The sequence below is a fragment of the Cloacibacterium normanense genome, assembly GCF_003860565.1.
Lineage (GTDB): Bacteria > Bacteroidota > Bacteroidia > Flavobacteriales > Weeksellaceae > Cloacibacterium > Cloacibacterium normanense.
Window position 1 is genome coordinate 2052745 of record NZ_CP034157.1, and the last position, 12268, is coordinate 2065012.

General features: G+C 33.3%; 15 protein-coding genes. All 15 read right to left on the bottom strand.

Annotated features, from left to right (window positions below; all coding sequences use genetic code 11):
• Window positions 1–26: 26 nt before the first annotated feature.
• The 15 genes from EB819_RS09375 to EB819_RS09445 all read right to left on the bottom strand — a co-directional run bounded on the left by EB819_RS09375 (window position 27) and on the right by EB819_RS09445 (window position 12266).
• Window positions 27–794 carry an enoyl-CoA hydratase/isomerase family protein gene (locus EB819_RS09375; RefSeq protein WP_069800685.1) on the bottom strand — a complete coding sequence of 256 codons (768 nt, stop codon included), beginning with the start codon at window positions 792–794 and terminating at the stop codon, window positions 27–29.
• 10 nt (window positions 795–804) lie between these two features.
• Entirely contained in the window at window positions 805–3297 is a 2493-nt protein-coding gene (gene paaZ, locus EB819_RS09380) for a phenylacetic acid degradation bifunctional protein PaaZ (protein ID WP_069800683.1), read from the bottom strand.
• Between the two features lie 38 nt (window positions 3298–3335).
• The gene (locus EB819_RS09385; protein ID WP_069800681.1) at window positions 3336–4229 is read right to left on the bottom strand and encodes a WG repeat-containing protein; all 894 of its coding nucleotides are present in this window, start codon (window positions 4227–4229) and stop codon (window positions 3336–3338) included.
• Window positions 4230–4481: 252 nt separating this feature from the next.
• Window positions 4482–5072 carry an acyltransferase gene (locus EB819_RS09390; RefSeq protein ID WP_069800679.1) on the bottom strand — a complete coding sequence of 197 codons (591 nt, stop codon included), beginning with the start codon at window positions 5070–5072 and terminating at the stop codon, window positions 4482–4484.
• Window positions 5073–5266: 194 nt separating this feature from the next.
• On the bottom strand, window positions 5267–6475 hold the full coding sequence (gene pcaF, locus EB819_RS09395; RefSeq protein WP_069800677.1) for a 3-oxoadipyl-CoA thiolase: 1209 nt from the start codon (window positions 6473–6475) through the stop codon (window positions 5267–5269).
• 73 nt (window positions 6476–6548) lie between these two features.
• Complete coding sequence (locus EB819_RS09400; protein ID WP_069800675.1) at window positions 6549–6962, bottom strand: PaaI family thioesterase; 414 nt, start codon at window positions 6960–6962, stop codon at window positions 6549–6551.
• Window positions 6963–6979: 17 nt separating this feature from the next.
• Window positions 6980–7219 (bottom strand): hypothetical protein, encoded by a 240-nt coding sequence (locus tag EB819_RS09405; protein WP_069800673.1) that lies wholly within the window; start codon window positions 7217–7219, stop codon window positions 6980–6982.
• A 5-nt stretch (window positions 7220–7224) separates the two neighbouring features.
• Window positions 7225–7428 (bottom strand): hypothetical protein, encoded by a 204-nt coding sequence (locus EB819_RS09410; RefSeq protein ID WP_069800671.1) that lies wholly within the window; start codon window positions 7426–7428, stop codon window positions 7225–7227.
• Window positions 7429–7431: 3 nt separating this feature from the next.
• A complete protein-coding gene (locus EB819_RS09415) occupies window positions 7432–8565 on the bottom strand; it encodes a 3-hydroxyacyl-CoA dehydrogenase NAD-binding domain-containing protein (protein WP_069800669.1) in 1134 nt (377 codons plus the stop codon).
• A 64-nt stretch (window positions 8566–8629) separates the two neighbouring features.
• A complete protein-coding gene (locus EB819_RS09420; protein WP_069800667.1) occupies window positions 8630–9427 on the bottom strand; it encodes an enoyl-CoA hydratase/isomerase family protein in 798 nt (265 codons plus the stop codon).
• 103 nt (window positions 9428–9530) lie between these two features.
• Window positions 9531–9995: a 1,2-phenylacetyl-CoA epoxidase subunit PaaD gene (gene paaD / locus EB819_RS09425; protein ID WP_069800665.1), complete on the bottom strand. Its 465-nt coding sequence runs from the start codon at window positions 9993–9995 to the stop codon at window positions 9531–9533.
• Window positions 9988–10671, bottom strand: coding sequence for a hypothetical protein (locus EB819_RS09430; RefSeq protein ID WP_069800663.1), 684 nt, complete (start codon window positions 10669–10671; stop codon window positions 9988–9990). Before EB819_RS09430 ends, paaD begins: the two co-directional genes overlap by 8 nt.
• A 71-nt stretch (window positions 10672–10742) precedes the next feature.
• Window positions 10743–11483, bottom strand: a complete 741-nt coding sequence (gene paaC, locus EB819_RS09435) for a 1,2-phenylacetyl-CoA epoxidase subunit PaaC (protein ID WP_069800661.1) — start codon at window positions 11481–11483, stop codon at window positions 10743–10745.
• Between the two features lie 76 nt (window positions 11484–11559).
• Window positions 11560–11841 carry a 1,2-phenylacetyl-CoA epoxidase subunit PaaB gene (paaB, locus tag EB819_RS09440; protein WP_069800659.1) on the bottom strand — a complete coding sequence of 94 codons (282 nt, stop codon included), beginning with the start codon at window positions 11839–11841 and terminating at the stop codon, window positions 11560–11562.
• Window positions 11838–12266: a hypothetical protein gene (locus EB819_RS09445; RefSeq protein WP_069800657.1), complete on the bottom strand. Its 429-nt coding sequence runs from the start codon at window positions 12264–12266 to the stop codon at window positions 11838–11840. The genes paaB and EB819_RS09445 overlap by 4 nt, the downstream gene beginning before the upstream one ends.
• Window positions 12267–12268 lie beyond the last annotated feature (2 nt).

A 12268-nucleotide genomic window follows, 5' to 3' on the forward strand; every position in this document is an offset into this window, starting at 1 on the left:
TTTGGGATTTTTGCAAAAATTTCAAATTAATTTGTCTTCCTTAAATTCTGTTTTATTTTTTCAATATTGGCTTTGGTAGAATCTTCTAAAAGCAAGGAAGCGCTCATTAGAATTCTTTCTGGCATTAGCTTTTCGAAATGTTCTGTTCCTTCCCAAGAAACTTTTTTGATTAAAGCTAAGGCATCTGAACTTCTACTTGCTAATTTTTCTAAAAATTGTGTAATCTCAGTATCCATTTCTGCAATCGTTGGAGAAACCGAATGGTAAATATTATGCTGTACTGCCCAATTTGCGCTTCGGAAATCTGCATCTATTGCCATAGCAGTAAATTGTGATTTACCGATTTTTCTTTCTACGTAAGGTCCAATCACAAATGGACCGATTCCTAAATTAATTTCGGTAAGTGCCAAGCTTGCATTCTCTGTCGCAAAACAATAATCTGCAGCACAAGCAATTCCTACTCCACCTCCAGTCGTTTTTCCCTGAACTCTTACCACTACAATTTTTCGGCAAGTTCTCATGGCATTAAGCACTTTAGCAAAACCTCCAAAGAAAACTTTTGACGTTTCTAAATCGTTGATTGCTAACAATTCATCAAAACTTGCTCCTGCACAAAACGCTTTTTCGCCTTCAGATTTTAGTAAAATGGCTTTCACTTCTTCTTTAGCCGCTTCGTCTAATATAGTTTGTGCTAATTTTTCTAAAATTTCGCTGGGTAATGAGTTGCTTTTTGGCGTCCCGAAAGTGATTTCGGAGATATTATTTTTAATTTCTGATGTTACAAATTGTAGCATAACTAGTTTTTTAAATTAGATTAAATTGTTCAAAATGATGTGTAAAATGTTTTCTGTGCATTAATTCCATCATTTCTTTATTGAGTTTTCCAAAGACAAAATGCATATGCTCCACTTCTGGATTTTCTCTATAATAAATCTGATATTTCTGAAGATTTTCTAAAAATTTCTCTTTGGCTTGCTCCAGATTTTTATACTTCAGCTCTGGTAAAGTTCCATCTTCTGGAAGGAACGGCGCAGGAAAATCTTTTGGCATTTTTCGGTGATTGTATAGAGAATCTTGATACTTTTCTAAATGCTCTTCTGTTGTAAAGCATTTCTCGGCTTCTGGTTCACCTATGCTATATAGCAAAGTTGTCTCTAGATGTTCCAGCATTTGCTGAGCAGTCATTTTTCCCCAATTCGGCTTCGTATTTTCAGTTAAACCATTCAATAATTTTTGAATATTTCTTCTATTTAGTTCAATGAAAGGAGATTTTTTTGCCACCAAAGTCAAAATGGTAGCGACACAAACCACCTCTTCTCTTTGATTCACTACCTCAACCAACCATTTTACTACTCCACTTGGAATATTTCTACCTTTTACACCTCTGTTGATTTTCTCTTTCGCTGTCAAATAAACGGTAATGGTATCTCCAGCATAAACTGGCTTAAAGAAACTTGCATTTTCCAGTCCATAATTGGCAATAACTGGCCCTTTTTTCCCTGAAACGAATAAACCTGCCGCTGCAGAAAGAATGAAATATCCGTGTGCAACAGTTTTGTCAAAAATAGTTCCGTTTAAGCTGGTTGAGTCTGTATGTGCATAAAAATGATCCCAAGAAACATTAGAAAAATTCACAATATCTGCTTCTGTAACCGTTCTTCCTGCGGTTTCTAGAGAATCTCCAACTTCCACTTCTTCAAAATATTTTTGGAAAGGATGCTTATCACTGAATTTCTTTTCTGCTCCTTGCGTATAAACTTTTGTAATCGCCGTCAAAACATCTGGCGAACCCTGAATCGCAGTTTTTTGAAGGAAAAAGTGAAGTCCATTTAAACCTCCCATTTCTTCGCCACCTCCTGCTCTTCCAGGACCACCATGCATTAACGTTGGCAACGGAGAACCGTGACCTGTGCTTTCTTTGGCATTATCTCTATTCAAAACAAAGATTCTTCCATGAGAACTCGCCATTTTCCAAGAAGTTTCTGCAACAAATTTTTCATCGTGGGAAACTATAGAACCTACCAAACTTCCTTTTCCTCGTTTTGCTAAAGCAGCAGCTTCTTCCGCATCTTTGTAAGGCATAATGGTAGAAACTGGGCCAAAAGCTTCGAGTTCGTGAGATATATTTTTTTCAAAAGGTTTATCATTATAGAAAACTTTCGGAGTAAAGAAAGCTCCATTTTCGTAATTTGCTTCTACCAAATCATGCTTTCCATCGTAGATGAGTTCTGTTTCTGCTTTTAAAAGATTTACTTTTTCTTCTAAAATCTGCATTTGTTCTTTGCCGACGATGGAACCCATTTTGGTCTCTCTGCTTAATGGATTACCAATTTTAGTAGCATCTAAAGCTTTTGATAAAGCATTTTGAACATCACCAACTAAATTTTCAGGAACAATAATTCTACGAATTGCCGTACATTTTTGTCCAGCTTTTGTAGTCATTTCATTTTTAACTTCTTTGATAAACAAATCAAATTCAGGAGTTCCCGGTTTGGCATCTAACCCAAGAATGGAACAGTTCAAAGAATCGGCTTCCATATTGAAACGAACTGCATTTCCCGAAATTGATGGAAGCGCTTTCAGTTTTCTACCAGTATTTGCGGAACCTGTGAAAACTACAGAATCTCCATCTTTTACGAAATCCAAAATATTGCCAGGTTCGCCACAAATCAATTGAATTGCACCTTCTGGAAGATAACCGCTTTCTATCATATCTTTGAAAACTTCATTCGTAAGATAAGAACTATACGGCGATGGTTTCACAATTGCCGGAACTCCTGCTAAAAGCGATGTAGACAATTTTTCTAACATTCCCCAAACTGGAAAATTATACGCATTGATTTGTACAGAAACACCTTCACTTGGTGTCAAAATATGCGTTCCGAGATGCGTTCCGTTGGCAGAAATTTTCTGAGTTTCTCCATCTACCCAAAATGGTGTATTGGGAAGCATTCTTTTCGCCAAACCTGAATAGGTGAAAAAAGTACCAAAACCGCCTTCAATATCTACCCAAGAATCAATATGAGTGGCGCCTGTTTTGTAAGAAAGTTCGTAGTATTTTTTCTTTCTTTCTAAAAGGTACAATGCAATTTTTTTGAGCATTTCACCGCGGTCGTAAAAAGTCATAGAAGACAAGTTTTTATAACCTATGGTTCTTCCGAAATGCAATGCTTCTTCAAAATCTAGTCCCGAAGTATCTGAAATGGCAACCAATTCTCCGTTTACAGCATTGTAAAGCGGAATTTCGTGACCGTTTCCTTCAAGCCATTGTCCTGATATGTAGTTTTTTAGTTTCATTTTATTCGGGATTTGAAATTTGAGGTTTGAGTTTGAAATTAATTTTTACGATTCATAAATCTAAAATCATCAAACATTATTTGTAATTGTTGAGATTCTAAATAATTTTTCATTTCTTCATATGAAAGTGATTCCGTTAATGGATTAGCATTTTTATCGATAATTACAAATTTAAAATTTTGACTAACGATAGCCTTATCTTTATAAAAAGGATAACAAGCAGAATAAGAAACTGGAATAATTATTTTACCTTCTTTATTGATATAACCACATTGACTATTAATCCTTACATCTGAAATACCATCATAAAACAAATTAATTGAATTAAATTTTTCATTTGTTAACTTATTTCCTCTATTATCAAATAAAATTTCCATATTATTTTTTTGATCAGTCATAACAATTCTATCAAAATCTACTGATTTTGAGTAATCATAAACTACTGGAATTAATGTTTTTCCATTCATATCTAAAACTCCATATTTAGTTTCTTCTTCTTTCATTCCAGAAAGAGGACCATCTAAAATTTCTTTATCATTTTTGATTGTAACAAAATATTTATTATCTCGAAAATTGATATTGTAATATAAAGGAGGAGTAAGTTTATTTCCATTTAAATCAATTATTCCAATGCTAAATTCTCCGAAATATTTACTTTGGTATCCATATAAATAAGTTGTAGGATTTAAATATTGAAGCATGTTAAATTTAAATGGTAAAATAACTTTGTTCTCTTTATTTATAATACCTAAACTATCATTTTTTCCCACAATTGCATAATCATTAATAAATTTTTTTGCTAAATAATATTCTGGCTTAATTACAACCTTAGAATTTTCATTTTTATATCCCCATAATGAATTTTCTTTGAATGGAAATAAATTTTGTGAATAGATGCTAATTGATAACAATAAAAAAAATATTTTTTTCATATTTAAATTTTGGCTAAAGCCTATTGCTTTTTTTATTTTTTTTAAAACGGGCTAAAGCCCGTTTCTATTTAATCTATTTTTCGTGGTTAAGATACTCAAATTTTAAATTTTGGAAAAATGGTGAAATTGCAACGAAATTGCGCCCCAGATTGCAACGGAAATCCTTTTATTTTTCTTTGTCTTCGACTCCGCTCAGACTGACAGAAGTGGAAAAATAAAAGATTGTAGTGGAAAGCTGGAAATTTGGCGCCATTATTTCGTCCAAACGGAGTAATCTACAATTTTGGTGGGCGTTTGTTCTACAAATTCTGTGTATGGTTCGCACGGTTGAATGGCAATGTGACCTTCACGAGCCAATTCTTGATAAATAGCGGTTCCTTTGGTTTTCCATGCTATCATTTCGTCTGAAACTTCGCGAATAACTTTCGCAGGACTGCCCACAATCAATTTTCTATTTTCCGAAATAAAACCAGTAGGAACGAAACTCAAAGCCCCGATAATGCATTCGTCTCCAATTTTGGCATTGTCCATTACGACGGCATTCATCCCAACCAAACAATTTTTGCCAATGTGCGCCGAATGAATAATCGCTCCGTGACCAATATGCGCTGATTCTTCTAAAATAGTCGGAATTCCCGGAAAAACGTGAAGTGTACAGTTTTCTTGAACGTTTGCGCCGTCTTTGATAATGATTTTGCCCCAATCTCCGCGCAAAACAGCATTGGGACCGATGTATACTTCTTCGCCAATTTCTACATTCCCAATAATTACCGCTTGAGGATGAATGTATGCAGACTTTTTGATGATGGGTTTTATACCGTGGTATGAATAAATATTTGCCATATATTTTTATTTATGTTCTTTTGTCTTGAAACAAAAGAACCAAAAGTTCAAGACTGTGAATTCTCGGCTAAAATTTTTCATTAATTCTAAAATCCCTGAAACTCGCTTCGCTCAAACAGCAGGAATTTTTTAACGAATCAATTTCAAAATTTTTTAACGCCTCCAATTCAATGTCAAATAAAAGAAAAAAGCTTTTAAATTTTTTCAATGATCATTGCGTATCCTTGTCCTACTCCGATACAGAGGGTACAAAGTGCATATTTTTTATTTTTTTTCTGTAATTCTAATGCGGCAGTTCCTACAATTCTGGTTCCTGACATTCCGAGAGGATGACCTAAGGCAATCGCGCCACCATTAGGATTTAATCGTTCGTCGTTTGCATCGATTCCTAATTCCTGTAGAACTGATAATGCTTGAGCTGCAAAAGCTTCGTTGAGTTCAATAATATCCATATCTTCCAACGAAAGATTGGCTCTAGAAAGTGCTTTTTTGGTCGCTTCTACTGGTCCGATTCCCATAATTCTAGGTTCTACACCAACCACTGCGCTTGAAATAATTTTTGCCAATGGCTTCAAATTATATTTTTTCACTGCATCTTCACTTGCTAAAATCATGGCAGCAGCTCCGTCATTTAAGCCAGAAGAATTTCCTGCAGTTACACTTCCGCCTTCTTTTTTGAAAGCAGGTCTTAGCTTCGCTAATTTATCTAAAGTAGTATCTGGTTTTACAAATTCGTCTTGTGAAAAGATTTTTGGTTCTCCTTTTTTTTGTGGAATTTCTACGTTTACAATTTCTTGAGCTAATCTTCCTGAATTTTGAGCAGAAGTAGCTTTTTGTTGGGAATGTAAAGCGAATTCATCTTGCGCTTCTCTAGAAATTTTATAGATTTCAACTAGATTTTCAGCGGTTTCTCCCATTCCGTCAACTCCGTAGAGTTCTTTCATTTTAGGATTAATAAACCTCCACCCGAAACTGCTATCAAACAACTGTACATCTCTGCCAAAAGGTTGAGCTGATTTACTCAAAACATAAGGCGCTCTAGTCATCTGTTCAACTCCACCTACAATGTAAAAATCGCCTTCTCCAATTGCAATCGCTCTGTACGCATTGGCAATCGCTGCCATTCCAGAAGCGCATAATCTGTTCACGGTTTCTCCGCCAATTTTTATAGGAAGTTCTGCCAAAAGTGAAGCCATTCTTGCTACATTTCGATTGTCTTCGCCAGCTTGATTGGCACAACCTAAAATCACGTCTTCTATTTCTTCGGCGGGAATTAGTGGATTTCTCTTTACAATTTCCTTCAAAACGACGGCTGCTAAATCATCTGCTCTTACTTCTGACAAGCCTCCTTGAAATTTAGCAATTGGTGTTCTGATGTAATCTATGATGTATACTTGTTTCATATTTTTAATGAGATAATTAGATGATGTGGTAATGTGATAATTAAAAAATCAGCACATTTTCACACTAACACATCTATAAATCAATTACTTTTTTATCAATTTTATAAACAGTTCCTCTGAAACTTGCGACCACCACTTTATGCTGATTGGTAATCGTAATATCATAAACTGCCGTTTTTCTGGTATCTGCCATGAGAATACTCTCGGCAAAAAGGGTGTCTCCTAAACGCACTGCTTTGGTAAAATTGATCATGCAATTGAGCGCAACTGCTGCATCTCCCATATTGTTAGAAGAAAATGCCAATGCAGAATCCGCAAAAGCAAAAGTTACTCCGCCATGAACCGTTTTTAAGCCATTAATCATCTCTTTTTTGATGGGCATTTCAATCAAACAGTAGTGTTCACGAACCTCAACCAAAGAAATTCCCATCCATTGTGAGAAATAGTCTTGATTGAGCATATATTGTGCGGTTTCTAGAGGAGTCATTCTAATAAATTCAATGTTTAAAGTTCATTTTTTCTTTTAAAAATATCTTTCCATGTGATTTCTCCATTTTTTGAAATTTTATTTACAAAAAAGAATATTACAAACCATAATAAAAACGTTACAGTCATTTTTGTTTTTTGTGAAAACACATATTCGTAAAAAGACATTTGCATTTTATTAAAAAAATATCCTAAAGTAGTGTTAATTAATACAAATAAGATAGATTGAACTAACGTTGTGATTATTATTTTTTTCATAACTTTTATTTTTTCAATTCTGATTTATTCCAGAAAAAATTTGTGATTAAAAGTCCGATAAAAGCTGCAACTCCATAAAACCAATAGTTTAAAATGTATTCAGAAATCGTATAATTATTTTTTCTAACGAATACTTCTAATAAATAGTAACCAAGTGATAAAATTATTACTTGAGTTATTGTTTGTACTAATGCAATTTTGAAATTCATAATTTATAGTTTTTTTAAAAGTGGACTTTGTCTGTATCGCTCTTCCTGATATTCCTCGTATAAATTTTGTAAGGTTTCTGAAATCTTTTGATAGCCAATTTCTTTTCCCCAATTTAATAATCCTTTCGGATAATTTACGCCTTTTTGCATCGCTGTTTCTATGTCTTCATCATTGGCAATTCCTAATCTTTTTGCTTCTACCGCTTCATTAATCAACATAGAAATAATTCTCATAAAAATCATTTCATACAGACTTTCATCTTTTTGAGGAACTTGTTTTTCACTTCCTTCAGAATAATCATAGAAACCTTTTCCTGTTTTTCTTCCGAGTAATTTGGCTTCATTCATTCTTTGTTGAAGCAAGGAAGGTTTATATTTGGGATCGAAAAAATAATCCTGATAAACCGTTTTCGTTACCGAAAAATTAACATCAATTCCGATTAAATCCATCAATTCAAATGGTCCCATTTTGAAATTCCCAAGAGATTTCATCGCATCATCTACTTGTTCTGGTGTTGCCAAATTTTCTTCTACAATTCTCAAAGCTTCACCATAAAAAGGTCTTGCAATTCTGTTGACAATAAAACCGGGAACATCTTTAGCAATGATAGGAGATTTGCCCCAAGATTTCATTAAATTTACAATTTCTTGAGCCAAATTATTTTCAGTCAACAACCCTGGAATTACCTCAACCAAAGGCATTAATGGCGCTGGATTGAAAAAATGAATTCCGATAAAACGTTCAGGATTTTTAAGCTCTGACTGAAGCGAAGTAATGGAAATAGACGAAGTATTAGAACCCAAAACACATTTTTCTGAAATATAGGTTTCTAACTCGGCGAAAACTTTTTGCTTGATTTCTTTATTTTCGATAATGGCTTCTATGACCAAATCACAATCTTTCAATTCCTTGATTTCTTGACAAGGCTTAATTTGATTGAAAATTTCTAAGGATTTTTCAGTAGAAATTTTTCCTTTTTCCGCTAATTTATCTAATGTGGTTTTTAAATTTTTTAGAGATTTTTCGGTTTGTGAGAAGTTGGCATCGTATAAAAAAACCTCGCAATGTGCAGTAGCTGCTACTTGCGCAATGCCAATTCCCATAGTTCCTGAGCCGATGATTCCTACTTTCTTCATAATATGATGATGTGATGATGTGACGATGTGATAATCTGCAAATCAACACATCATCACATCATTATTATTTTCCTGTATAATTGGGTTTTCTTTTTTCTAAAAATGCAGCAACTCCTTCTTTGAAGTCTTCTGTTTCTGCTGCGTCTTGTTGATAAATTCCTTCTACATCTAGCTGCTCTTTTAAATCGTTTTCATAAGAATGATTGAATGCTTTTTTGGTTAACGCAATCGCTTTTGTAGGTAAATTAGAAAGCGTTTCCAGCACTTCCATTGATTTTGCAGAAAATTCTGCATCAGCGAAAACATCTGCAATTAATCCCAGCTTCAAAGCATCATTTGCCGAGAGTTTTTTTCCTGTAAAAGCAAGATAATTCGCCTGTTGACGTCCTACTAACTTTGGCAACCAGTACGTTCCGCCAGTATCTGGAATTAAACCAATATTTACAAAAGCTTGAGAAAAATAGGAATTTTCTGTAGCCAAACAAATATCACAAATCAGCGCCAACATTGCTCCAGCTCCAACTGCAGGACCATTCACCAAAGAAACGACTGGCTTTCTGCAATGTGCTATTTCTTCTACTAAAGGATTGTAATAGTCTACCACCATTTTCTGAATCACTCTTTCTTCTTCTACATTTCCGAGTGAAAGTGCTTCTTTCAAATTTTGCCCCGAACAAAAAGCTTTTCCTCTGCCAGAAAGTGCTACACAACGCACGTTTTCATCTTCATTGCATGCTACAATGAAATTTTTCAACTCTTGGAGTAAAACTTTATTGAGTGAATTGTAGGTTTCGGGCTGATTGAGATAAGCGATTTTCAACTTACCCTCGAAATGGTTTTCTATTTCTATCTGAGTGTACATTTTTTTAATGTGATAATTTGTTAATATGGTAATGTGATAATGATTTTAACAAAGATACATTTTCTGAAAATTATCTAATTATCTCATTCTCAAATTACCGAATTTAATGACATTTAAAATAATCAAAAGGTTCTAAACAATCTTGGCACTGATAACTGGCTTTGCAAAGTGTGGAACCAAATCTGCTGATTTGCGTAGTGTTTTCACTGCCACATCTCGGACATTTTTTGGGAATGTGAAGATGATTTTCATCTGCGCCTTTTTCTGGTGGAACAATTCCGTAAGCTCTCAGTTTTTCTCTGGCTTCATCAGTCATCCAATCGGTAGTCCAAATTGGAAACATTTTGGTAACTACTTTTGCAGAAATTCCTTTCTCTTTAAATAGTTTGATAATATCTTCTTCGATATTAAACATGGCAGGACACGCAGAATAAGTAGGCGTAATGATGATTTCTACTTCTGTTTCAGAAATCATTTTTGCATCACGAACAATCCCGAGTTCCACGATGTTAATTACTGGAATTTCGGGGTCTGGAATCTGAGTGAGTATTTTTAAAAGATTATTCAACTTTTTTATAAAAATAAATTGTGTTATTAGCTAAATAAACTGAGTCCTCTTTTTTGACGCTTTTGCTGATATATTCAGAAAAATATCCAATAATTTCATCACCTTTTTTATATTCCAAAGGAATTTTTATTTCATATTTCCCGTTATTATTTTCCATCAAAGACTTCTTAATTTTCTTACCATTATTGGAAATGAAGTAATTTAAATCAGCTCTCATAAATTTTTCTTCTTTGTTTCTTGGAGAATAAAAATTCAATTTCATAATTTTAACTCCATTTTCTACTTTCCATTCTATATGATAAAATTTACTTTTGAGTGTATCAATTATCCCTTTATCTGAAAAGATTACTTGATTTCTGTGAACATTATTTTTCTCAAAAACTAAATAATCAATTTCAATTTTTTTCGAGTCATTCTTATTGGTTAAAGTCCAAAAACCTGTTTTTTCAGAAAGTTTAGTATTAAAATTACCTTCTAGAAAAAAAGCTCCATTTGTTCCTGAAATATGTAAAATAGAATCGTTAATTTTTTGTTTTCTCTGTGTCTTATAATTTTTTAAACTAAAAAGTTCTTCAAGACTTATATTATCTGGAATTTCATAAACATTATTTAATTCTTTCTTTTGGCAAGAAAAAATTGACAATAAGGCAATCAAAAATAAAAATAGATTCTTCATTTCACTTCATTTCATTCAGAATGACAGTATGTTAAAAAACTTCCAACTTCTGACTTCAGACTTCCAACTTTCTACCAAACACAATTAGGATACGTTCTTTGCATATACTGTAATTCACACAAAATATATCCAAAATATTCGGTGTGAATTCCTTTTCTGCTGCCTTTTTGCATAAATTCTGAAGTTGGAACTTCTAAACCAAATTTAGCAAAATCTTCTGCGATTTTAGCTTTCCATTCTTCATAAAGTTGCTTGGAAGCAGGAATTAAATTCAGTACCACCAAATTTTCCTCTTCTACTACTTCATCAAAAAGTCCACCTGTGTATTCCCAAAGATTTTCGAGAGCCGCTTCTATTCTTTTTTGGCTTTCTTCAGTTCCTTGAGCAAAAATACGCATCCAAGTTTCGGTATGAGTATAGTGATATTTTACTTCTTTCAGAGATTTTTGAGCAATGGCTCTCAGTTCTTCATCTGCAGAATTGCTTAAATTTTCGTACAATAATTTTTGATAAACGGCAAAGAAATAGGCCTTCATAATGGTATTGGCATAATCGCCATTGGGTAATTCTAGCAATTGTGCATTGAGATATTCTTTTTCTACACGAAGCATGGCAAAATCATCTGCAGTTCTGCTATCATTGAATAAATTTGCCGCTAAATTGTAGAAATTATTGGCTTGACCTAATTGATCAAGAGCGATGTTAATGACCGCAATATCTTCTTCCAAGTACGGACCTTTTCCGCACCATTCTGCCAATCTTTGCCCCATAATCAGGGAATCATCTGCGAGTTTTAGGATATAATTCTTCATAACTTTTGGTAGTTGGTATTTTGGTAGTTGGTAATTAGTACCAAATACTAATTACCAAAAGTCTAATTACCAATTTTTACATGTTTTTCACATCATTAGGAATTTGGTAAAAAGTAGGATGACGATAGAGTTTATCATCTGCAGGATCAAAGAATGCTTCTTTGTCTATTCCTTCACTTGTTACCACATATTTGCTGGGAACTACCCAAATAGAAGTTCCTTCTCCGCGTCTTGTATAAACGTCTCTAGCGTTTTGAAGTGCCAGTTCTGCAGTTGGCGCTTGAACCGTTCCTGCGTGTTTGTGAGAAAGCCCTGGTTTGGTTTGGATAAAAACTTCCCACATATCTAAATTGCTCATATATTTTGTTTGTCTGTTGTTAGTTGATGTTTGTCAGAATTTTTAAAATAAAAAAATCCTAAAATTAATATTGCAGAATATGAAATTGAAAAAACAATAGAATAATCATCAGTTCTGCCAAAAAAAATAATATATGTTAATGACGTTGTTAATAACGAAATTAGAATTGTATAATAAAAAACATTATTATCATTTAAATCTTTTTTAGAAATTGTTTTATAAAAAATTTCGGAAATTACCAATGATGGTAAACATAAAAAAATTCCAAATACAATTTGTATAAATATAAATACAAATAATTCTTCATTTAATTTCTCTCCTTTATTAAAAAAAAAAGAGAGAAAAGTTGATAAAATTGGCCCTACAAAAACTGTCAAAGCCCAAACTTTTAGCAAATAAAAATCTCCAAATCTTCCTTTAAACATTT